Here is a 23,260-nt window from a genome sequence, read left to right as displayed (position 1 = left end):
TTATTTTTCTGGCTTATACAATTCGCCTTCAGCTGCTTTTGCATTTGGAGGATTGGTGCCATGCAAACTCATTACATAACTCGAAACCTGTAACATTTGCTCCGGAGATAATTGATTTTGCCAGGCTAACATGCCCTTTAAAGGTTTACCTTCTTTAATAATTTTATAAACATCATTCAGGCTACCCCCATTCAACCAATAGTCATCCGTTAAATTGGGTCCAATGGCATTTCCCTCTCCCAGAGTGGCATGACAAGCAACACAGTTTTTATCGAAAATAGCTTTACCGGCAGCAATATTCGTGGCATCCGTCATCAAAACCAACGAATTTTCATCAAATGTTGGTTTCGGTTTGTTCGCTTCAGCTAAAGCCATCTCTTTGTTATACTCCTCAATTTGAAGATCGTCTCCAAAGACGTGGTAGCGGAACATATAAACAGCCGAAAATACAATGGTTGCATAAAATAAATAACGCCACCAGGTTGGCATCGGGTTATTTAATTCACGAATACCATCGTAATCATGGTCACTCATTAGGTGCTCATTTTCTTCAAGAAATTTATCTTTTTTTTCCATTACAGAAGATTTTTATAATGTCTTAAATCGTTTTTGATATTAATTGCAAAGCAACAACTGATCAGATCTCGGTTCCTGACTGATCCGAAGACTTAATTCCGTCATCGTCAAGAGCATAACTTTTCATATCATTAAAAAAGTTCTTGTTACTCTTTTTGAAAGTCCACCAAATCATTCCTATGAAAAAGCTAAAGAAAATGATTAGTGAGATGCTGGGATAAAGACCAACATCTGAAATGCTTTGTAAATAATGACTGACTAGTTTCATAATTATAAAGTTTAAAGGAAAAGGTTAAAGTAAACTAGATCTACTTTCCCCTTTATCCTTATTGGCTTGAATTTATTCTTTCACTGAAATATCGCGTCCCAGTCTCTGCAGATATGCAATCACAGCAATAATCTCTTTCTCACTAGCTACTTCAACGCCATTTTTCTTTAAGTCAGCTGAAATTTCTTCGGCCTGTTTTTTCATGTCGTCATGAGCGACAAGATCATAATTAGCAGGATATGGCGCCTTATCATATGGAACACCCAATTTAATCATCGCACGAATTTTAGCCGAAGTATTCGACGTATCCAAATCATCCTTAATCAACCAAGGATAAGCCGGCATAATCGATTGAGCATTCATCTTCTGAGGATCGAGCAAATGATTATAATGCCATACATTTGTTTTATACATTTTACCACCCGGAACACCTTCACGAGCCAAATCCGGACCTGTACGTTTCGAACCCCAAAGGTGTGGATGATTGTATACCAGTTCACCAGCTTTTGAATATTCTCCATATCGCTCGGTTTCCGATCTGAATGGACGGATCATTTGCGTATGACAGGTATTACAACCTTCACGAATATAAATATCACGCCCTTCCAATTCAAGAGGAGTGTAAGGTTTCACACTTTCAATGGTTGGAATATTCGATTTCACCAAATAGGTTGGGATAATCTCGAAAGCACCCCCAATAAGAATGGCTATTGTAGCCAAAACCATAAACTGAACTGGTCGACGCTCTAACCAACGATGCAATCCTTCACCTCGTGCACGTTTTGAAGAAGTCACAAGAGCAGGAGCAGAAGCCTCTTCGTTATCAGCACATTTACCCGATGCGGCTGTTTTCAACAGGTTATAAACCATCAGGAATAAACCTACGAAGTAAAGAAGTCCTCCCAGAATTCGAACATGATACATGGGTAATATCTGTGTGATCGTCTCCAAAAAGTTAGGATAAGCTAATAGACCATCAGGAGTAAATTCTTTCCACATTAGAGTTTGAACGATAGCTCCCCAGTACAAAGGCAAAGCGTAGAATATAATCCCTAAAGTCCCAATCCAAAAGTGGGCATTTGCTAATTTCTCAGAATATAACTTGGTTTTCCACATTTTAGGGAAAAGGTAATACAACATACCAAAGGTTAAGAAACCATTCCATCCCAAAGCACCAATGTGAACGTGAGCAATATTCCAATCGGTATAATGGGTTAATGAGTTCACCCATTTCAACGACATCATTGGTCCTTCAAATGTTGACATACCATAAGCGGTTACCGCAACAACCATGAATTTTAAAGTGGCATTATCGCGAACCTTATCCCAGGCTCCTCTCAATGTCAATAATCCGTTGAACATACCACCCCATGATGGCGCAATCAGCATGATAGAAAAAACAACACCCAACGACTGTGCCCAGTCAGGAAGAGCCGTATAAAGCAAGTGGTGAGGCCCTGCCCAAATATATAGGAAGACCAATGCCCAAAAGTGAATAATGGATAATCGATACGAATAAACCGGACGATTAGCCGCCTTAGGCAAAAAGTAATACATCAATCCCAAATAGGGCGTTGTCAGGAAAAACGCAACGGCATTATGACCATACCACCACTGAACCAGTGCATCCTGTACACCAGCATAAACCGGATAAGAATGTAACCAGCTATATGGGATCTCAATAGAGTTACCAATATGAAGTACAGCAACAGTGACAAAGGTTGCGATATAAAACCAAATGGAGACATACAGATGATCGGCTCGGCGTCGGAGTATGGTTCCGAACATATTCCAGCCAAACACAACCCAAATAATTGTAATCGCAATATCAATAGGCCATTCCAATTCGGCATACTCTTTACTGGTTGTGATCCCCAGCACAAAGGTTATAGCTGCAGATACGATAATAGCCTGCCACCCCCAAAAATGGACCCAACTCAATTTATCGCTAAACATACGAGCCTTTAACAGACGCTGAAGCGAATAATAAACTGCAGCAAAAATTCCATTACCCACAAAGGCAAAAATCACTGCGTTGGTATGAATTGGTCTGATTCGCCCAAAAGTTGTGTAAGCCAACTTAAAATTGAAAATGGGGAACGCCAATTGTAAAGCAGCCAAAAGACCGACCAACATCCCGACCACACCCCACAGTATTGTGGCGTAAGCAAAATATTTGACGATTTTGTTATCGTACGAAAAATGTTGTGTTTCCATGTATGTTATAGCTTAATAAATTTACGAATGAATTCTTTTTTAGTTTTCTGAAACTTTTGATTCAGTTTCAGGCCCTTCTGTATTTTTAGTTTCTATTTCTTTCTGATCTTTGAGTTCTTCGTCGTCGAATAGAATTCTGACTGAGGGCGAATAGTGATCGTCATATTGTCCCTTTCTTACAGCCCACAAAAAGCCTATCAAGAAGCCTCCTGCAACAACCATACTCACCGCTATTAAAACAAATATTACACTCAAGTTTTTATTTTTTTTATCTCTATATAATTAAATCGTCTCAACAAGACTATCACGTTCTTTTCTTAGCATCTCAACTTCATTAAAGCCATTCTTTTTATCTGCGATCAATTTTTCATTCTTACTTTTTGCTAAATAACTGGTTGTAAAACTTGCAAAAGCCACAACCGATATGGAGCTAATTGGCATCAGCAATGCAGCTACTATCGGAGACAAAAGCCCCTGAACTGCAAAGAATAAACCAAATATATTATAGGAAAAAGATAGTAGAAAACTCAGTTTAACAACCCTTAAACTCTGTTTCGATATTTTCAAAAATCGTTTCAACTCCTGAAATTTTGAAGCCTTAAGTATGGCATCACAAGCGGGTGAAAAATGATAAATATCATCGGCAATGGATATGCCAACATCACTCACTTTTAATGCTCCGGCATCATTTAGTCCATCACCAATCATTAAGATTCTCTTCCCCTCACTTTTAAGTGCTTGTATATATTCCAATTTATTCCGGGGCGATTGATTGAATAAGAGATTTGAGTTTTCAGGGAAAATTTGCTGCAAGTTTGCTTTCTCCGCATCGTTATCACCTGAAAGAACATGAAGCTCGTAATCCGATGACAAAGATGTTATCATCTCCTTTAAACCTGCTCGGTACTGATTGCTTAAAACGAAGCGCCCTTTTACCTTTCCGTCAAAAGAAACAAAAACCTCTGTTGAAGCAGATGCCTTTTCAACTTTAGCATCAGAAACAAAACTGGCTGAACCAATTTTAACCTGGCGACCTTCAACATCCCCTGATATCCCCAGAGAAACCGATTCCTTAAAATCGATGACCTTTTCTGATGCATAAGCTTTTAAATGCTCATAAAGTATTGTACTCAATACATGTGAAGAATGACGAACCAGCGACTTAACGGCATTATAATCCTCAATTGTTAAAGCATCTCCTTCAAATTTAACATTCACGGCATCAGCCTGAGTAATCGTTCCCGTTTTATCAAAAACAATTGTATCAACACCACTCAGCGCTTCTACAATATCAGCCCCTTTCAGATAAATCCCTAAACGCCCCAGCATTCGCATGGTATTCCCCAATGCAAAGGGAGACGAAAGTGCCAGTGCACAAGGACAAGCCACGATTAAAACGGATGTAAATGCAAATACCGCTTTTGATGGATCATGCAAGAGCCAATACAAACCAGCTAAAGCACCAATAGCAATTATGGTCAGAGTAAAGTATTTACTGATCTGATCAATTAAAGAATTCAATTTTGAAAAATAAATTTCTTTCTCTTCAGACTGATTCCACAACTGCGTTAATCGCGATTGAACAACCTCTTTTTCTATACACATTTCAATGGCACCACCTACCTGTTTACCTCCCGCAAACAAGTGGTCGCCCACTCTTTTTGAAACAGAGCGTGATTCACCCGTAACAAAGCTATAATCAATTAAAGCCTCTCCTTTGGTTAAGATGGCATCAGCAGGTATCAACTCCTGATTTCGAATCAGAATCAAATCCCCTTTTTTCAACTTATTAATTTGAGTGCTTTCTTCATTGCCATCAACAATTTTGCTAACAGCTACAGGAAAATAGGATCGGTAATCACGTTCGAATGACAAAGCCTGATAACTTTTACTTTGATACCACTTCCCAATCAGCAAGAAAAAAATTAACCCCGTCAGTGAGTCCATATAACCGGAGCCAGTGCGTGTAAATATTTCAAAACACGATTGGATAAAAAGAGTAATAATCCCCAAAGAAATGGGCACATCAATATTGATAAACTTATGCTTTAATCCTTTGTATGCAGAAAGAATATAATCACTTCCACTATAAAATAAGACGGGTAAAACGAGTAGAAAATTCATCATTCCAAAAAAGGATTTGAAATGCGTCTCTAAATATTCTGATCCAGGCACGTATTCAGGAAGACTTAAAAGCATAATGTTCCCAAAACCAAATCCCGCCACACCTATTTTATAGAGTAGCTTTTTATTGGCATCCTGATTCTTTTTTTCCTGTAAGTTATCCAATGTAATTTCAGGGACGTAATGGATAGATGCCAAAAGTTCGGCTAACTGGCGCAGACTTAACTCGCTTGAATCAAAAGTCACAGCAACTTCTTTTTTAACGAAATTAACCGTTGATTTCAGTACAGCTTTATTCAGCACATGAAGATGTTCGAGCAACCAAATACAAGAACTACAATGAATGCCCGGCGTGTATAAACTCACCTTACGTATTGAATCTTCGGAGAATTCATACAATTGACTGGCAATCTCATCTTCATCCAGAAAAGCAAACTTCTCTTTAAACTTTCCTTCTTCAATTTTAATACCCGGAGTCGATTCAATATTGTAATACGAACACAGCTCGTTCTCGTTCAAAAGTTGAAATACAGTGGAACAACCCGAACAACAAAAGGGCTTTCCATCCCAAATAACAGGATGTTTACCACAATCATCACCACAGTGAATGCAGGCTTGATTTTTTGTATCTTCAGGTATTTTCGTCATATTGCAGACTTGTTAGTCTTAATATCAAACAATGTTCTCAGATTCAACTCTAATTTATATTATTGCGGGCATTACTCTTGCTCATTTTCTATTTGGAATCGGCTATTTACTCTACAAACTGGGTTTTGGTCCCAGGAAAAATAAAACCGACAAAGAACAGTAAATCTTATTTTGATTTTACGCGCATTTTAGACAACTGAAAAAGCTGAAACAAAATCAGAAAAATAACGCCCCAAATTCCGATAACACCCAAAACATAAGTAGCAATAATCCAAATAGGAGCATTGGCACGGGTTCCCCACATGGCTCTTTCGCTAAGGATATTTTTAGGATTGGTTGGTACAGCAATAGAAACGACACGTTTCTCCTCAATTGGGCCATAATTATCTTCATCCGTGATTTTAACAAGCAAATTTGCTTGTCCTTCTCTGTCTCCCGGTAAATCAGTAGGAAATTGAACAATCAATTGTCCCTTTTCATTCGTATAAGCCTCTTCACCTGAAATATCCAGTTGACCAAATGCTCTTTTCACCAGAAAACTCAATTCGATTCCTTCCAAACCAACACGTTTCCCATCTTTTTTCAAGCCTGTTAGTTCTGCAATCAGTTTTTTGTGTTCTGAGTCAACATCAATATCAATTTTAACATCAGTAACCTCAGGATTCACAACAGCCTTTGTCACAACAGCTTCCCTTTTCATTTTATCTAATGAACGCAAATAGGCAATAACCATCCATTTACTCTCATCACTCAAAGTTTTTTCGAAAGTTGGCATAGCTCCCTTTCCGGTTCTAATCTTGTGAAAGATTTCACCATCGGTCTGAACGAGAAAATTTTGGGAACCCAAATCGGTTGGAGGGGGTTGCAATGGCAACATATTCCCTTTTCCCGGATCACCATGACAGGATTTACAAGTGGTTTGAAATATTTTTTTCCCGCTACTGATATTTCTCTTTGTCAGTTCGTATGGATTCTGTTTCTTTTTTACTGAAGCAGGTACATCCCAACCTTCAGCACAAACAGTTGCTGATAAAGATAGTACAAGAATAATTGTCGCTAATATATTGAATGTATTCTTCATTATTTCGTGATTTATTAATCTTCAATTTTATAATCAATTCCCTCTTTCTCGGCAATTTCACAAATCGGCACAACCGGGAAGATTTTAGCCAATACGGTCATAATCAACAAGGCCAAGGCAAAACTCAGAACAATAATTGCTATTTCAATTGGAGTTGGGAAATAATGCTTAAAATTATCAGGCACATTCTGGATAGGAAGATGTGGGTGTAACATAGTAGGAATCACTATCACATAACGCTTAAACCATGCACTTGCAAGTACAAACAACGAAATAATCATAAGTGGCAAAGGCTTACGAAAACGCTTATTTACCATTAAAATAACCGGGATAATATTCCCCAATAATTGCGAAGCCCAAAACATAATAGCCCATGATCCTAAAAATAATTCCTTCAAATGGGTGTTATCACCTGATTTCATCTTATAACCGGGAACCAAAAACTCATTGACATTAAAATAGATGTAGACTAAACAAACGGCTACCATCAATTTCCCCATTTTATCAAAATGCAAATCGGTAAGGTAATCTTGTAATTTATAATTCACTCTAAAGAAATACATAGCAATTACAAGACCAGCGGCACCTGCTACAAAGGCCCCGGCAACGAAATAGGGACCGAAAATTGTTGTATCCCAACCATTACGTAAAGTTGCAGCAAATAACCAGGAAGTCACCGTGTGAATAGCCAAACCAACTGGTACAATTAAAACCATCAGGGTTCGAACCATCCTGTGAAGGTGTTTGTGCTGTTGTGGCGTATTGGTATAACCAAAAGATAGAATGCTGTATACTTTCTTTAAAAGAGGTGATGCATTCGTCATTTCTTTTTTACAGATAGCCAAATCAGGAATCATGGGCAGAATCAGCAGTAGTAAACTAATAACCAGATATGTGGTAACGACAGTAACATCCCATAAGATAGGCGATTGAAATCGACCGTGGATAAAAACATTAAGTAAACGATCGGGACGTCCCATATCTAATACAATAACCAATCCCGCTACTGCCACAAACGCAACAGCAATAATCTCTGCTATCCTGGAAATGGGTGCAATCCAATCAACCTTGAGCAAACCTAATATTGACGAGATTAACATCCCAACCAAACTCACGGCAACAAAAAATACGAAATTCGCAATATATAAACCCCATGAGACGTAATCCCGCATGCCGGTTACGCCTAAACCATCGCGAAGCTGCACGTAATACGCCCAACCACAAACGGCAATAACAGCAATTAAAAAAACGATCCATAACTCCAGTCCTCTGTGAGTTTGCATGGGACGAAGAACATCTTGTTTTATTTTCTCAAACGAAAGTGTTGTTTCTTTCGGTTTTGTATTGTCATTCATAAGTAAAATGATTTTCTATGAATATTACATCTTTAAATATAATCGTGATGGTGTATTTCTAAGTTAGATTAATGAAGATTTTCCTCATTTAACAAATCACCATTGAATTTGAAAGCTCTGTCTTTGGGTGGTAAATAATACACTCGGGGTTTTGTCCCTAATTCTTTCATTAGCGTGTAACCGGCATTTTCCTCAATCAATTTAGAAAAACGAACAGTCACACCCGTTGTTCCGTTTGTAACAGCATCCTCGTTTCTGTCACCAAAATAATAAACACCATTAGGACAAGAAGACACACATGATGGTAACTTATCTTCACGAAGACGATCGGCACTAAACAAACATTTACTTACGGTACCCTTTTTCTGTGGGACATTGGCTTCTATATTGTAAGTGAGATCTTTGTATTTTTCAGAATCTTTAGGTTCTGTCCACTGGAAAATACGTGCAGAATATGGACAAGCTGCAATACAAAAACGACAACCGATACAACGCTCATTATCAATCAACACAATACCATCCTGGCGTTTAAATGTTGCATCCACCGGACAAACTTTTGTACAAGGTGGATTATCACAATGCTGACAAGGTTTCGGCATAAAATACGGAGCGGTATGCTCTGAATCCTGCATTTGCAACACATTAATATGGTGCTGATCAGCTCTCAGCTGATGGTGATTTTGACAAGCATCCATACACTTACGTGCATTTCTACATTTACTCAAATCGATTACCATTACAAATGATTTTCCTGCGATTCCCTCTCGACCTCTTTTTTGCAGTTCGTTAAGAGGTTCAGTAACGGTTGGACGGAGTTGATTTTTGTCAACCTGAACCAGTTGTCCATCTGCAGTCAGCAAATTGACCATTTCCTCAGGTTCTTTGGCAGCTGCTTTTGCGGCACCTAATAGTGAAAAACTACTTACAACCCCTGCTGCGCCAACTGTAACTCCAAAACTTTTCAGAAAATTTCGTCTACTCTTGTCGGAAGTTTTTTGTGTCATATCTCAAGAATTTGCTCAGTCTCGATATGATAAAAATCAAATTCTGATCATCTATATCGAATTTACAAAATGTGTATTCCTACACTTTATACATTAATATTAACGTCCTAAAAACCAGGCTTAAATAAGAATGAAACCGTTTGCAGAACATTCAAAGATAAAAATATTTTCAGATTTTTTAACATTCAAAACGATAAGCATTTTCTTAACTCAACACTATATATTATGATCTAAAACAACAACCCAAAAGCCTATCTATATGAATATTACATCATTTACACAATGAATAAAACGAGTAATTTAAGCTTCAGCACCAATTATCCAGATTTAATCCAAAAAGATCCTGTACTCTTAATTATCAGCCAATTACGAGACAAAACAGCTTAATAAGGAAGCTATCAATCTAGGACAAAAAGCTTTATCGATTTTTCTAAACAGCTCATCAAAGGAATCTATCATAGATCTGTCAAAACAGTTTAAATAGCCCAAAAACATAACATCTTATCTACTATGTCAAATTGTCGCAGAAGTTCATCATGTTATACAAGACATTAATCGATTGATTGGGTTAAGAATTTCCATAAAAGAATTAAAAGCGTAATTTTGTGCGAATCTTTCAGCCGAAGATAACTTTATACATTTGGCTTAACTTAAGACTATGAACGAATTAAATAATTTAAAACCCATTAATGAGTGGTTTAAAAAATTAGACAGCCGACCTATTATTATCAGTGGGCCTTGCAGTGCTGAATCTGAAGAACAGGTCTTAAATACAGCTCGTCAGTTAAAGGAAATTGACCAGGTTAAGATTTTTAGAGCCGGTATATGGAAACCTCGTACTCGTCCCAACACTTTCGAAGGCAGAGGTGATGATGCGTTACATTGGCTAAATCAGGTAAAACTTGAAACAGGTTTATTAACAACTGTTGAAGTCGCTTCTCCAAAACATGTGGAGATGTGCCTTCGTCACAATGTTGATATCCTATGGATAGGAGCCAGAACAACTTCAAATCCATTTTCGATTCAAGAGCTTGCCAGTGCTTTACAAGGTATGAATGTACCGGTCATGATTAAGAACCCTCTAAATCCTGACATCAACCTTTGGATTGGAGCACTCGAGAGAATCAATAAAGCGGGTATTAGCAAACTTGCAGCCATTCACAGGGGATTTTACCCTTTTGAACAAACAAGTCTTAGAAACATCCCTAAATGGGAAATTCCAATTGAGTTAAAGTCAAGATTCCACAACCTTCCTATGATTTGTGACCCAAGTCATATTGCAGGTGACCGAAGATACATTCAGCAGATTTCTCAAAAAGCTTTGGATTTAAATATGGATGGTTTGATGATAGAAAGTCATTATAATCCTGAAGAAGCGCTGAGCGATATGGAACAACAACTCATTCCATCCGAACTAAACACAATACTCAACAGCCTGATTTGCCGATTAAGTATTAAAGATGGAGACGATTATAACCCACTTGAGCAGTATCGCAACCAAATTGACTCAATAGATACACAGCTAATTGAATTGCTGGCGCAAAGAATGCACACTGTAAGTGAAATAGGCGAATACAAATCTGAAAAGAATCTGAATATCCTTCAACTTAAACGTTGGGAGAAAGTGAGAGAACAGGGAATTGAACTTGGGAAGTCATTGGGGCTTTCAGAAAAATTCCTAACCCAACTGCTTAGAATGATTCACAAAGAAGCTATCCTGATTCAGAACGATGTGATGAATGACAAAAAATAAGCGAACACTACTATACAGAAAAAGCCATTAGATCATAGATCTAATGGCTTTTCTTTTTTAATATCTTAAAAGATTAACTTCTCAGTTTAATCTTTAATTTCTGTCCAACTTTTAAACTACGGGCATCCTTGATATTATTAATTCTCATGATATCATAATTCGATACGCCGGGAAATTTCTTAGCAATAGTCCAAAAATTATCATTCTTACGAACCGTATAATAAACGTAATCACCACTAGCCGAACTTGTTTCGCGAACACTGTTTACTGAATTGGTTCTGGCGACATAGTTTTTTCCTAAAGTAGCCTGCTTCTGCCCTTTTGACATCGAGTTAAAGGATCTGTAAAATTCAGCCTTAGACTTTGGAACATACACCGCCAAATTCTGCCCAACACGAATCATATTTCTTCTGATATTGTTCCAATATCTTAGATCTGAAGGTCTGACATGAAACCACGATGCAATCAAACCAACAGCATCACCAGATCTTACCTTATAATAAATCTTTGTTTTTCCTGTAGGAGCAACATGAGCAAATTTCTGATATCTGTCACGTGGATTAACAACCTTATCTTTTAGATTGAAATAATAATCCTTCTTATATGAAGTTATTGAATCCTGATTATCGATAAATTCCATTGCTGCTTCGAAAGGAACTTTCAAAGAATAGGACTTATTTAGAGCCGGAATGATATCAGCACGATACTGTGGATTTAACTCACGCAATTTATCTTTCGAAACCTTTGTAAACTGAGCAATCTGATCAAAATGCAATTGCTCCTGTATCATCAATGTATCGCAAACCTCAGGAAATTGATTAGGACGAGGATACAGGCCATGTTCTTCATGAAAATTGAACGAATACAATGCCGCAATAAAAGCAGGCACATAACCCCTCGTTTCTTTAGGTAATCGGTAATAAATATCCCAATAGTTCTTTTTTCCACCGCTTCGGCGAATAGCTTTATTCACATTACCCGGACCGCAATTGTAGGCAGCAATCACCAATGGCCAATTGCCATACATCTTATACAAATCCTTTAAAAATTTAGCCGCAGCATAACTCGATTTTACAGGATCGCGACGCTCGTCAACAAAGGAGTTCACTTCCAGCTTATACATTCGACCGGTTGAATACATAAACTGCCACAAACCACACGCACCCGCTCGGGATAAGGCTTTAGGATTAAGAGCGGATTCAATAATCGGAAGATATTTCAACTCAAGAGGTAAGCCTTCTTTATCGAGAATTTCTTCGAAGATTGGGAAATAATACTCCGACATTCCCATCATAATCTCAACCTGCTTTCTTCTTCGCTGAGTATAAAGTTCAATATAATTTCGTACAATTTTATTATACGATAAATCGAACATAGAAGGTATTGATTCTATACGCTTGATATAAACCGAATCAGCAAGATTTTCTTTTACGTAAGCTTCTTCAGGCGCCTCATATTCTTTGGTTTTAAACGTATTTTGCGCATACCACGAATTAACCAGTTTATCCAAATTACTTTTAAATTCGGGCTGAATACTATCGTTGAGATCCCAACGAACATCCACAGGATTTATTTTCAGAAAAGCCAAAGAGTCTTTTTCAACGGCAGGAGTCATATCCTCTTCATCAATAACCGGATTTTCTACTTCACTTTCCTGAGCGAAAATTTCAGGATTTTCTTCATTTGCAGACGAGTTGTCTACAACAGTTTTACTCGTAGAACAAGCCATGCTTGCAATCAGAGCCAATGAATAAAGGGAATATTTAAATTTCATATTTTTCTTTCTTCTTCTCTATTATCAAAATAGAATTCAAATTAAAAATGGTGCCTCACGCACTCTTAATTATACGCATCCTAGCAAATTTTATTGCGCCATTCATTCTAAAAAGTGTATAATCCTCAACTATTTTACAATCTCAAATAAAGTCTTAGCGACCCAAGTCTTACTATTTATTTTAATATAATTCTCCTTATCTAAACCTGACAAGCCTAATTGAACTGCATCCTGATTCAAATCAAAATACCTTCTCGCCTCTTTTGCAATATTTCTTTTTTGAGCATCATTTAAAATCTCAGGCACACTCATAGGTAAGCTAGAAGTAGTTTCAAAATCCAACGAATCTTTCTTACCAATAAGAGATTTGAAATATTTGACAAGCTTATCAACATGATTCGAATTCTCTACAACATCCTCTTCTTTAATATCAACAAGCTTAAAACCCAAAACAGAATTGATATGCATCACGTATTTTGCATTCTCACAATGGATTGTTGCAGAAATAAAATTTTGATCAAGAATATCTGAAAACAACACAAAGTTTCTTTGTTCATACTTATCTATTGTATCACCCACAACCGGGTGCAATACAATCAACTTATCCTGAGCAATAACAGATAAGTTCATGATAACAAGAAAAAAAAGACTTAAGATTATACTCATATATTTCAGATTTTGAAATTATATGTCACTAAAAATTAATCCGACAGGAAAGACCTAACGTATTACCTGAAACAGGTGAATAGTTCATTTTGGGTTGAACAGTCATGCTCAAATCATCGTTGATATTAAAATTCGTAAAATGAGCATCAACAGTTGCATCGATAATATTCAACACATAAACACCAACCAAAATAATATAACTCAAGTCTCTATCGTGTTTGTACTTGTCTTTACCATTTTTAAGTCTTGTTTTATACCAATCATCCTCTCTAGCAGTTGAATTCACAAAATCAAAATCTCCAATTAATTTTTCATACCGTTTAGAACTGGGTTCTTCAATGGTTCCTCCTTCGGGCTGATTTTTATATTCCAAATACTTTGTTAAATCGATATAACCATTCTTATAATCATTGTACTGTGTGGAATTCCAACCAATCGCATAAAGGGTCACCCCAATACCACCATAAAGGATAGGTAGTTTCCAGTATTTTCGATTATAAATTTGGCCCAAGCCTGGAAAAATAGCCGAGTATATTGTCGCTTTATGTGGCGAATGTTCCTTTATTTTAATAGGAGTGTAAACAGAATCAGATTCTATTTTTTGTGCTTGTACATTTTGTCCGGAAATTAGCACAACAAAACACACTACTACAAATAAAAGAAGTGTTTTTAACTTATTCAAAATCGTATTTTTTTGAGTTTTAGTTATGATTTCATCTGGTCGAGAACGCCTAATATGCGCTCCAAATCATCATCAGATTTAAAAGGAATAATAATTTTTCCTTTTCCTTTATCGTTGCGTTTCAAATCAATTTTAGAATCAAAATGCTTCGATAAATGCTCCTTAAGGCTTTCGTATTCTTCAGCCAAACGAGTTGGACCAGCCTTTTCTTTTACCGGACTACCATTATTCGCTTCGCGAACCAGTTCCTCAATTTTTCTTACAGAAAGTTCCTGATCCACTGCCATTTTAAAAATCGACAATTGAGACTCGATGCTTTCAACATTAACAAGTGCACGAGCATGTCCCATTAGAATCAGTTTTTCACGAATCCCTTTCTGAATTTCAGCAGGAAGTTTTAGCAGACGTAAATAGTTTGAAATAGTTGAACGTTTTTTCCCAACACGATCACTCAAACTCTCTTGAGTCAAATCGCATTCGTCAATCAAACGTTGGTACGAAATGGCAACTTCAATAGAGTCAAGATCTTCACGCTGAATATTCTCAACCAAAGCCATTTCAAGCATCTTATCATCTTCGGCAAGACGAACGTAAGCTGGAATTTTAGTTAAACCCGCAATTTTCGATGCTCTAAATCGACGTTCCCCGGCAATAAGCTGAAATGAATTGCTATTAAGTTTTCGAACAGTGATAGGCTGAACTATACCAATTTCTTTAATCGATTTTGCCAATTCGTTTAATGCCTCCTCATCAAATTGAGTTCGTGGCTGAAACGGGTTCACTTCAATTTTAGATAGTTCAATTTCGTTGCTAAGGTCATGCTCCTGTCGTGACGAACGCGTTTGAATATCATCTCTATCATCAATTAAAGCACCTAAACCTCTACCTAATGCACTCTTTTTTACCATAATATATCATTATAAAATATGAACTCGACCATATGATCACAATCGAATCGCATTTTCTTATTGCTCAATTTCGTTCTCCTGTTGTTGCTCTTCAACTTCAGCATTATTTTCTACCAGCTCACGAGCTAAATTCAAATAATTAATTGCTCCGTTAGATTCTGCATCGTATAAAATAGCAGGCTTTCCGTAAGATGGCGCCTCTCCCAATTTTGTATTACGCTGAATAATGGTTTCGAAAACCATATCCTGAAAATGCTTTTTCACTTCACTCACCACCTGATTTGATAAACGTAATCGACTATCATACATGGTTAACAAGAAACCTTCGATTTCCAACTCCGGATTCAATCGACTCTGAATAATCTTGATTGTATTTAAAAGTTTCCCTAATCCTTCAAGTGCGAAATATTCACATTGAACAGGAATTAAAATTGAATCGGCAGCCGTTAATGCATTCACAGTGATCAATCCCAAAGAAGGCGAACAGTCGATGAGAATATAATCGTAATCATCACGAAGGGTATTCAATACATTCAAAAGGATTTTTTCACGATTAGCCAAATTCAACATCTCAATTTCGGCTCCAACCAAATCGATATGTGAAGGAAGAATATCCAAACCTTCCATATCTGTTTTAAGAATTGCCTCTCGCGGATTAGTACCATCAACAATACACTCATACAGGCTATTCTCAATAGCACGAACATCAAAACCATAACCCGATGTTGCATTCGCCTGTGGATCGGCATCAACGATAAGAACACGATGTTCCAAAACGGCAAGACTGGATGCTAAATTGATAGCTGTTGTTGTTTTTCCAACACCACCTTTTTGATTTGCAAGAGCGATTATTTTAGCCATAAACAATTCCCATTTTATTCAGAGATAACGAATACGATTCACCTCTCCATTGTAGATACAACACTTACTTTCAGCACAACAGAACTAAAATTCAACTAAGTATAATCTCTTACATCCCAGTCTTATCAGTTCAGAATTTCAATAGTTTCAAAGATAATATTTTATAAGACATTTAAAATCCGGATACACTCAGACTTATTAAAAATAAGCATCAAGTTATAAACAATTTGAAATGCCCTAATTTTCTGAATAAAGTTTCAGACTCTCTCTCAACAATTGCTCTTTATCGATTGGAACCACCACAGGAATTTCACAAACAAGACCGCCTGCCAAATTCGAAATCGCAGCGATTTCAGCCGCATTCATACCTGCTGTCAAACAAAGTGTAGCCACTGAAATTACAGTATCACCTGCTCCTGACACATCTGCGATTTTTCGGACAACTGCAGGAATATGCTCAAAAGTATTCTCGTTACTGATGAAAACACCTAATTCAGATAATGTTATCAACAACTTATCAACGCCCATTTCGGATTGAAATTGTTTTGCGGCTCTAAATAAACCATCAAAATCGCCTTTTTCCAAACTCAAATTCGATCCTTCAAGGAATTCCTTAAAATTCGGTTTAAATAAAGTCACATTTTTGTAATCGGAATAATGGCGTTTTTTAGGATCAACCAAAACAGGGATAGCCATTTGCTTGGCCTTTTCGGTAATCGTTTCAATCAATTTCTTTGTAATCAATCCCTTGTCGTAATCTTCAAAAACAATGGCATGTATTTTCTGACTATCTATTATATTCAGAACATGCTCAATAAAATCCGTTTCAGTCTCATCAGCCAACTCATGTGTATCCTCTTCGTCGATACGAATTACATGCTGATTGTTACTAATAAATCGGGTTTTAACTGTTGTTCTTCGATGCGAACTCACAACAATACCCGATTGTTCCTGCTGAATTTCTGACAAAAGTTTAACAAAATCTTTTCCCCTGGCATCATTACCAATTACAGAACACAATATGGGATTAGCTCCAAGTGATTTGATATTCAAAGCAACATTGGCTGCACCTCCCAATCTGTTTTCACGGCTTGAACATGAAAATATTGGCACAGGAGCTTCTGGTGAAATACGATCAACCTTGCCCCAGGCATAAGCATCTACCATAACATCACCTATAATAAGAATATTGTAATCGGAGAAGGATTCGAAAATACGATTCAATTCGGATTTATTCACAAGCGGTATTTTTATTTGTTTTCCCAACAAAGATAAACAAATTCAAATCTTTAAAAATAGCCAAGACGTGCCTTTAGTTTTTTTTAAGAGATTCATCCAGTTTGAACCCATTTGAAAGAAAATCTATCCAATTTCTTTCTTTGAGTTCGCATTCACGAAAAGAACATGCCCCAATTTTTCGTAACCTAAAAACGCAGCAGCACCTTCGTGCTTAACCATATCTCCCCTAAACCCAATAAGTGTCAAACCGGCATGTTCCGAGCGTTCATTAATCATTACCTTGGGCGAAACATCCTCCTGGGCAATCAAAACTTCAACATTTGAACTTCGTATTGGCAAGCGCCCCGAAGCAATCATTTCATCAAGACTCGCTCTTGTTTCTTCAGCCTGTTCTGCTTTACAGATATTGAATATTTTAATATCTGCTTTTTTCCAATCGGGATGCCCGGCAATAATAAAACTCAACAAAATCATCAGGTTCGCATTATCTGCATCACTGGGTTTTATCCAAATGTGAATATCCGATTTAACTTTAAATCGTTTTTTAGAACTAGCAAGAACACAAAAATCAAAATTACCCGCATTGGCTAAGGCATAATTTTCGATAATATCATCTAAGTTTTCTGTATTTTCTTTGTCGTATTCAAAAATCACCATATTATTTTCCATTCCCGCAACACCCGGCAACTGAATGGCTTGCGCTATTGCAGAAGTATAAGACGGTGAAATAATGGTATCTACAAAAACATGATTCCCCACATTCTCTGACCGACTCACCAACAAATCCAATTCTTTTTTGGCTTGCTCGTGAGTAGCCTTCGAGTAATACCCTTCAATTCGATGCAAATAAGTTCCAAAACCATATTTATAAGCAATCCAATTCAATAACCTAAACGCTGTATCCCGTTCAAAAGAATCTTTTGATATACAAATCGCACTTGGGCGCCATTCCTGCACGCGCTTTTTTCCTGATTTTTGTAAAAAAACCTGCACATTTCTATTCAGTTGGTACAAGGAATTTAAGAATATAGAAGCCAAACCATTCCTATTTTTGTGATAAGAGTTGATATACAAATACATCAGAACCATTAACGTAATTGCCAGAATAGCATAAATGGTATTTATTTTAAACATGACTAAAGCTGAAACGATAAAACCCAGCAATGACAAATACCACTTTGACTTAAACGAAGGTCGATAACTAGGAGAAGAGCCAAAGTGATTCAAAAAAGAAATCAAACAAAGCGATCCATAAGTCACCATAAAAAACATAGAAATAACCTCTGCAACGGCATTAATATCACCAAGAATAACAAAGAATATTGCAATCAAACAGGTCACTAAAGAAGCATTAATGGGTTCGCCATCTTTTTGACGACCTTTAGCCAACCACCTATTCAGTCCTTTTGATGGCAACGATCTATCGACTGAAAGTGCCTGCAAGGTGCGCGGAGCCACCATTACTGATCCCAATGCCGAAGAAATTGTAGACGCTGCTAAACCTAAAGGAATAGCAATTGCACCACCTATAGCAATTTTACTCATGATTAATTGATTACCCAGCAAATCCTCTACACTGGCAAATCTCGCCAGCTTATAAACTACAAAAACGTAAATAATCATACCAATAAAAGTCGCTGCCGTTGTTCCCCAGGGAATCGACTTGGCAGGATTTTTCAAATCTCCGGAAAGCCCAACACCCGCAGTCATTCCGGTAAAAGCCGGAAAAATAATGGCAAAAATCACATAAAAGTCTGCTGAATTTCGAAATTCAAAATTAAACAGACCGGATTCAGTAGCCAAGGCATAGGCCGTATCTCCAGAGAAGAATAAAACTAAGGAGATGAAAAGAATAGCCACCACAAAATAAAGTGCTTTAACGCCTAAATTAGCCCCTTTTTTCAAAATCAAAACGGACAAAAGTAACATTGCCGGCACCGAAACAACTTGCCTGGGCAAAGACAAATTATAAGCGGATTGTACCCAATTAAAAAGAGGTTCGAAAGCTTCAGTAAAAGCGATTACATAAAAAGCAACCGAAATGGCTTGAGAGAAGAAAAGAGCCAATCCAATTGTCGCACCAATATTTAACCCAAACGATCGGGAAATAATAAAATATTCTCCACCTCCCTCAACCCGCTTATTGGTTGCCAGCTCAGAAATCGCAAAAGCAGTTGGTATCGTAACCATATGCCCCAACAGAATGATTAAAATCACGCCCCAAAAACCGACACTTCCTACTGCATAACCAAACCTAAGGAATAAGATAGCTCCCAATATGGTTGATATAGCGGTAAAAAAAACGGGTGCGGTTCCAAACTTTCTATTATTTACGGCCTCTTGCATAAGTCTTTTAAATAAGTTTTCATTCACGATTCTCACTAAAATTAAACTTTATTATTTAGCCACACGAATCTTTTATGACAATTTTTAGTTACCAAAACTCTATTTATTAATACTTATAAACTCAATCTGTTCGATAAATTTGAGTGTAAATACAGGAAATTATTACTATTTTCGGCTTTAATTATTACTAAAGAATTTTTAACAATATAGCTCTTTCCAATAACCAAAACAGATCGGCATTAAAGGTTAAAATGTCAGATTAAGAATGCGTTATATTAAAAAGACATAAAAACGATAAAAATGAAAAAACTATTATTTGCAATTCCTCTACTCCTACTGTTTGCTTGTAATCAGGAAAATACGGTTAAAATAAAAGGGCGTATACAAAAAGGTGATGGCATCACTCTTTATTTAGATAAACTTCATACAGCCAGCAAAGAAACAATTGACTCGGTCAAACTTGATAAAGACGGTGAATTCAGTTTTAAAACCAAATCGACACAACCTGAATTTTATTTACTACGCCTTTCAAATGGAAAACTTATCACCCTCTTAACTACGCCAACCGAAGAAGTTGAAGTCAACTCGATTGCATCTCATATGAACAGTGCCTATATTGTTTCAGGATCGACAGGCTCTGCCTTTGTTAAAGATTTGAATGACAAATTAATTAAAACAAAAGATAGTCTGGATGTCATTAAAAAAGAATTAAAAGAAAAAAAATCAGATCCAAACTACTCCAGTATTTCTCAGAACCTATTAGCTAAATACATCGAAGTTATTCAAGATCAAAGAGATTTCTCAGCAAACTTTATCATGAAAAATGCAACTTCTCTTTCGAGCTACTTAGCCCTTTATCAGAAAATTGATAAGGACACATATACATTGAATGAGAACGCTGATATTAAGTATGCAAAAATTGTTGCTTCATCGATGAGAGCCTTGTATCCTGAACACGAATACACCAAAGCGATTTTAGCAAATCTAAAAACAATGCAGGACAGATTGACCAATTTAAAGGTTAAAGAGATGATCGCAGAAAAGGGGACAAATTATCCCAACATTAGTCTTAAAAGTACTAAAGGAACTGAAGTGAGTTTAAATTCACTAGATGGAAAATTCATCATCCTAAGTTTCTGGGCTTCACAAGATGTAAATTCAAGAAAACAAAACAAAACGCTTAAAAACATTTATGCGAAATACAAAAACAAAGGTTTGGAAATCTATCAGGTTTCGGTTGATCAGGATGAGAAACTATGGAAAACTGCTATAAAAGAAGATGGTTTGAACTGGATAAATGTTTGCGATATTGAGAACGGAAGCGGTTTAGCTGTTCGTAACTTCAACGTTCAACAAATTCCGGCCAATTACTTAATCAGTCAAAAAGGTGAAATTGTTGGTAAAAATCTTTACGGCATAGCTCTTGAAGAAAAGATCGCTGATTACATCAAATAGAATGGATTAATAATTGAGTTTGATTGCATATTTTAAATCGCAATCAAACTCAACACGATAGCTTAACTAAAATATGACAACCCGAAAAAGAATATATTTTGCCTCAGATGTCCACTTGGGCGCACCGGCTTTAAACAACAATCTTCAACGCGAAAAGTTGTTTGTCAAGTGGCTCAATCTGGTGAAAAAAGATGCGAAAGCAATCTTCCTGATGGGGGATATTTTCGATTTTTGGTTTGAATATAGAAAGGCTGTCCCCCGTGGATTTACCAGATTTCTGGGCACCCTGGCTGAAATTTGTGACTCAGGAATTGAAGTCCATTTTTTTACAGGAAACCATGATATTTGGGTGTTCGATTACCTTCCACAAGAAATTGGAGTTATCGTTCATCACGATGTTCTAAAAACTGAGATTTACGGTAAAAAATTCTTTTTGGCACACGGAGATGGTCTGGGGCCATACGACAAAGGCTATAAAATACTTAAGAAAATTTTCACCAATAAATTCTTACAGTGGGCATTTGCCAAATTACATCCCAATTTTGCTATTGGTTTAGCGCACAAATGGTCATCACATAGCCGACTGAGCGATGGAAAGATTGAAGCCGATCAATTCAGAGGTACCGACAAAGAATGGCTCGTCCTATTTGCCAATGACATTCTGAAAAATGAAGATTTTGATTATTTCATATTCGGACATCGCCACTGGCCTTCGGACATACAACTTGATAAGAACGCCCGCTACATCAATACGGGCGATTGGATATCTCATTTCACCTATGCGGTTTTTGATGGTGAATCAATGGAGCTAAAGAACTTTGAAAAACCGGAAGCAAAGCTTTAACTTGACAAAACGACATCTCAATAAACTTCAAATAAATTCGTTTCTATGGAATTTTTATATCTCGCTATCGGAATCTTAAAAGGAATGATAATTGCCTGGTTGATTTTAAGGAAAAAATTATCTTTTGCCAAGGCAATTCATCGTGAAGAACTTTTAAAACAAGAAAATGCCTTTATTAACGAAAAAAGTGAGCTGAATCAATCAAAGTTGAGATTTGAAGAACGAGCCGCTAATCTTCAATCCGAAAAACAGGAATTGCAGACAGAACTTGCAACTGAGAGAGACAAAAACGAGAAATTAAACCGTTCAGTTTCGATATCGGCTACCGAACGTAAAAACCTTGAAGAAAAACTCGAAACTCAGAAAATAGAACTCGAAGAACTTCAAAAACGTTTCACCACAGAATTTGAAAATATTGCCAATAAAATCCTTAAAGAGAACTCTAAAGAATTCAGCAGTTCAAATCAAAAGAACATGAATGAAATCTTGAATCCGATAAAGGAAAAACTGATCTCTTTTGAGAAAAAAGTGGAAGAAACTTACGATAAAGAGTTACGGGATAAGATCAGCTTGCGCGAAGAAGTTAAAAAGCTTTACGATTTAAATACAAAAATCAGTGATGAAGCCAACAACCTGACTAAGGCTCTAAAAGGTGATGTGAAAAAGCAAGGCAATTGGGGCGAAGTCGTTCTTGAACGTATTCTAGAACGATCAGGATTGACTAAAGGTCAGGAATACGACAGAGAAGTTGTGATGAAGAATGACAACGGGCAATCCATTCGTCCGGATGTGATCATTCGTCTACCGGAAGAAAAACATATTATTATTGATTCAAAGGTATCACTTATTGCCTACGAGCGTTTTGTAAATGCAACAACTGACGAAGAGAGAGAAGCTTTCCAAAAAGAGCATATTGCTTCGTTTAAAAGCCACATCAAAGGACTGGCAGAGAAACACTATCAAAGTTCAGAGACATTAAACACGCCTGATTTTGTCTTAATGTTTGTACCCATTGAATCATCATTTTCTGTTGCAGTTCAGGCCGATCAGGAACTTTTCGGTTATGCCTGGGACAACAAAGTCGTTGTCGTTAGTCCGTCAACCCTATTGGCAACGCTACGCACCATTTCATCCATTTGGAAACAGGAAAATCAAAACAGAAACGTCATGGAGATTGCCCGTCAGGGTGGCGCTCTTTACGATAAATTTGTAAGTTTTGTAGAAGATCTAATAAAGCTTGGCAAACAAATGGACGGATCTCAAAAGCTCTATCAGGAGTCGATGAAAAAGCTTTACGATGGCACCGGTAATTTGGTAGGCCGTGCTGAGAAAATTCGCACACTTGGAGCTAAGGTGAAAAAGAAATTACCACAAGCCTTACTGGATAGAATCAGCGAGGAAAAAGCTGTAGAATAAGTATAAAGCAATAAAAAGAAAGGCTGTTTCAAACGAAACAGCC

19 protein-coding genes are annotated in these 23,260 nt (G+C 36.9%); 4 read left to right on the top strand and 15 right to left on the bottom strand.

Annotated features, from left to right (window positions below; all coding sequences use genetic code 11):
* The 8 genes from EO244_RS02910 to EO244_RS02875 form a co-directional block, all read right to left on the bottom strand.
* The gene (locus EO244_RS02910; RefSeq protein ID WP_129252764.1) at positions 1-576 is read right to left on the bottom strand and encodes a cbb3-type cytochrome c oxidase N-terminal domain-containing protein; all 576 of its coding nucleotides are present in this window, start codon (positions 574-576) and stop codon (positions 1-3) included.
* Positions 577-637: 61 nt separating this feature from the next.
* Positions 638-844, bottom strand: a complete 207-nt coding sequence (locus EO244_RS02905; protein ID WP_129252762.1) for a cbb3-type cytochrome oxidase subunit 3 — start codon at positions 842-844, stop codon at positions 638-640.
* 72 nt (positions 845-916) lie between these two features.
* Entirely contained in the window at positions 917-3,061 is a 2,145-nt protein-coding gene (ccoN, locus tag EO244_RS02900; protein ID WP_129252760.1) for a cytochrome-c oxidase, cbb3-type subunit I, read from the bottom strand.
* Between the two features lie 39 nt (positions 3,062-3,100).
* Positions 3,101-3,316 (bottom strand): cbb3-type cytochrome oxidase assembly protein CcoS, encoded by a 216-nt coding sequence (ccoS, locus tag EO244_RS02895; protein WP_129252758.1) that lies wholly within the window; start codon positions 3,314-3,316, stop codon positions 3,101-3,103.
* A gap of 27 nt (positions 3,317-3,343) precedes the next feature.
* The gene (locus EO244_RS02890; RefSeq protein ID WP_129252756.1) at positions 3,344-5,833 is read right to left on the bottom strand and encodes a heavy metal translocating P-type ATPase; all 2,490 of its coding nucleotides are present in this window, start codon (positions 5,831-5,833) and stop codon (positions 3,344-3,346) included.
* Positions 5,834-5,999: 166 nt separating this feature from the next.
* Entirely contained in the window at positions 6,000-6,914 is a 915-nt protein-coding gene (locus EO244_RS02885) for a c-type cytochrome (RefSeq protein WP_129252755.1), read from the bottom strand.
* A gap of 14 nt (positions 6,915-6,928) precedes the next feature.
* Positions 6,929-8,269, bottom strand: a complete 1,341-nt coding sequence (gene nrfD, locus EO244_RS02880; protein WP_129252753.1) for an NrfD/PsrC family molybdoenzyme membrane anchor subunit — start codon at positions 8,267-8,269, stop codon at positions 6,929-6,931.
* 68 nt (positions 8,270-8,337) lie between these two features.
* Complete coding sequence (locus EO244_RS02875; protein WP_129252752.1) at positions 8,338-9,273, bottom strand: 4Fe-4S dicluster domain-containing protein; 936 nt, start codon at positions 9,271-9,273, stop codon at positions 8,338-8,340.
* Between the two features lie 658 nt (positions 9,274-9,931).
* Between EO244_RS02875 and EO244_RS02870 the strand changes: the two genes are divergently transcribed.
* The gene (locus tag EO244_RS02870) at positions 9,932-11,026 is read left to right on the top strand and encodes a chorismate mutase (protein WP_129252750.1); all 1,095 of its coding nucleotides are present in this window, start codon (positions 9,932-9,934) and stop codon (positions 11,024-11,026) included.
* A 73-nt stretch (positions 11,027-11,099) separates the two neighbouring features.
* On the opposite strand, the gene EO244_RS02865 is transcribed toward EO244_RS02870, so the two are convergent.
* The 7 genes from EO244_RS02865 to EO244_RS02835 all read right to left on the bottom strand — a co-directional run bounded on the left by EO244_RS02865 (position 11,100) and on the right by EO244_RS02835 (position 19,502).
* Positions 11,100-12,800 (bottom strand): lytic transglycosylase domain-containing protein, encoded by a 1,701-nt coding sequence (locus tag EO244_RS02865; RefSeq protein ID WP_206734468.1) that lies wholly within the window; start codon positions 12,798-12,800, stop codon positions 11,100-11,102.
* 129 nt (positions 12,801-12,929) lie between these two features.
* Positions 12,930-13,466 (bottom strand): hypothetical protein, encoded by a 537-nt coding sequence (locus tag EO244_RS02860; protein WP_129252748.1) that lies wholly within the window; start codon positions 13,464-13,466, stop codon positions 12,930-12,932.
* Positions 13,467-13,494: 28 nt separating this feature from the next.
* Positions 13,495-14,148: a DUF5683 domain-containing protein gene (locus EO244_RS02855; RefSeq protein WP_129252746.1), complete on the bottom strand. Its 654-nt coding sequence runs from the start codon at positions 14,146-14,148 to the stop codon at positions 13,495-13,497.
* A gap of 23 nt (positions 14,149-14,171) precedes the next feature.
* Positions 14,172-15,056: a ParB/RepB/Spo0J family partition protein gene (locus EO244_RS02850; protein ID WP_129252744.1), complete on the bottom strand. Its 885-nt coding sequence runs from the start codon at positions 15,054-15,056 to the stop codon at positions 14,172-14,174.
* A 57-nt stretch (positions 15,057-15,113) separates the two neighbouring features.
* Positions 15,114-15,917 carry a ParA family protein gene (locus tag EO244_RS02845; protein WP_129252742.1) on the bottom strand — a complete coding sequence of 268 codons (804 nt, stop codon included), beginning with the start codon at positions 15,915-15,917 and terminating at the stop codon, positions 15,114-15,116.
* 237 nt (positions 15,918-16,154) lie between these two features.
* Complete coding sequence (locus EO244_RS02840; protein WP_206734467.1) at positions 16,155-17,156, bottom strand: bifunctional heptose 7-phosphate kinase/heptose 1-phosphate adenyltransferase; 1,002 nt, start codon at positions 17,154-17,156, stop codon at positions 16,155-16,157.
* Between the two features lie 123 nt (positions 17,157-17,279).
* Positions 17,280-19,502: an APC family permease gene (locus EO244_RS02835; protein WP_129252740.1), complete on the bottom strand. Its 2,223-nt coding sequence runs from the start codon at positions 19,500-19,502 to the stop codon at positions 17,280-17,282.
* Between the two features lie 300 nt (positions 19,503-19,802).
* Between EO244_RS02835 and EO244_RS02830 the strand changes: the two genes are divergently transcribed.
* The 3 genes from EO244_RS02830 to rmuC all read left to right on the top strand — a co-directional run bounded on the left by EO244_RS02830 (position 19,803) and on the right by rmuC (position 23,217).
* Positions 19,803-20,957, top strand: a complete 1,155-nt coding sequence (locus tag EO244_RS02830) for a TlpA disulfide reductase family protein (RefSeq protein WP_129252738.1) — start codon at positions 19,803-19,805, stop codon at positions 20,955-20,957.
* A gap of 73 nt (positions 20,958-21,030) precedes the next feature.
* A complete protein-coding gene (locus tag EO244_RS02825) occupies positions 21,031-21,801 on the top strand; it encodes a UDP-2,3-diacylglucosamine diphosphatase (protein ID WP_129252736.1) in 771 nt (256 codons plus the stop codon).
* Positions 21,802-21,846: 45 nt separating this feature from the next.
* Positions 21,847-23,217: a DNA recombination protein RmuC gene (gene rmuC / locus EO244_RS02820; RefSeq protein ID WP_129252734.1), complete on the top strand. Its 1,371-nt coding sequence runs from the start codon at positions 21,847-21,849 to the stop codon at positions 23,215-23,217.
* The last annotated feature ends 43 nt before the right edge of the window (positions 23,218-23,260 follow it).

The organism is Ancylomarina salipaludis, assembly GCF_004122035.1.
In the GTDB taxonomy this organism is placed as follows: Bacteria; Bacteroidota; Bacteroidia; order Bacteroidales; family Marinifilaceae; genus Ancylomarina; species Ancylomarina salipaludis.
The sequence above is the reverse complement of the archived record's forward strand: the minus strand, read 5'-3'. Positions and strand labels throughout refer to the sequence as shown.

Coding starts and splice junctions, on each gene's coding strand:
- EO244_RS02875 (WP_129252752.1), bottom strand. CDS start 9,273: ATGACACAAAAAACTTCCGACAAGAGTAGACGAAATTTTCTGAAAAGT.
- EO244_RS02825 (WP_129252736.1), top strand. CDS start 21,031: ATGACAACCCGAAAAAGAATATATTTTGCCTCAGATGTCCACTTGGGC.
- EO244_RS02905 (WP_129252762.1), bottom strand. CDS start 844: ATGAAACTAGTCAGTCATTATTTACAAAGCATTTCAGATGTTGGTCTT.
- EO244_RS02845 (WP_129252742.1), bottom strand. CDS start 15,917: ATGGCTAAAATAATCGCTCTTGCAAATCAAAAAGGTGGTGTTGGAAAA.
- EO244_RS02830 (WP_129252738.1), top strand. CDS start 19,803: ATGAAAAAACTATTATTTGCAATTCCTCTACTCCTACTGTTTGCTTGT.
- EO244_RS02910 (WP_129252764.1), bottom strand. CDS start 576: ATGGAAAAAAAAGATAAATTTCTTGAAGAAAATGAGCACCTAATGAGT.
- EO244_RS02890 (WP_129252756.1), bottom strand. CDS start 5,833: ATGACGAAAATACCTGAAGATACAAAAAATCAAGCCTGCATTCACTGT.
- ccoN (WP_129252760.1), bottom strand. CDS start 3,061: ATGGAAACACAACATTTTTCGTACGATAACAAAATCGTCAAATATTTT.
- EO244_RS02860 (WP_129252748.1), bottom strand. CDS start 13,466: ATGAGTATAATCTTAAGTCTTTTTTTTCTTGTTATCATGAACTTATCT.
- EO244_RS02870 (WP_129252750.1), top strand. CDS start 9,932: ATGAACGAATTAAATAATTTAAAACCCATTAATGAGTGGTTTAAAAAA.
- EO244_RS02835 (WP_129252740.1), bottom strand. CDS start 19,502: ATGCAAGAGGCCGTAAATAATAGAAAGTTTGGAACCGCACCCGTTTTT.
- nrfD (WP_129252753.1), bottom strand. CDS start 8,269: ATGAATGACAATACAAAACCGAAAGAAACAACACTTTCGTTTGAGAAA.
- EO244_RS02865 (WP_206734468.1), bottom strand. CDS start 12,800: ATGAAATTTAAATATTCCCTTTATTCATTGGCTCTGATTGCAAGCATG.
- EO244_RS02885 (WP_129252755.1), bottom strand. CDS start 6,914: ATGAAGAATACATTCAATATATTAGCGACAATTATTCTTGTACTATCT.
- rmuC (WP_129252734.1), top strand. CDS start 21,847: ATGGAATTTTTATATCTCGCTATCGGAATCTTAAAAGGAATGATAATT.
- EO244_RS02850 (WP_129252744.1), bottom strand. CDS start 15,056: ATGGTAAAAAAGAGTGCATTAGGTAGAGGTTTAGGTGCTTTAATTGAT.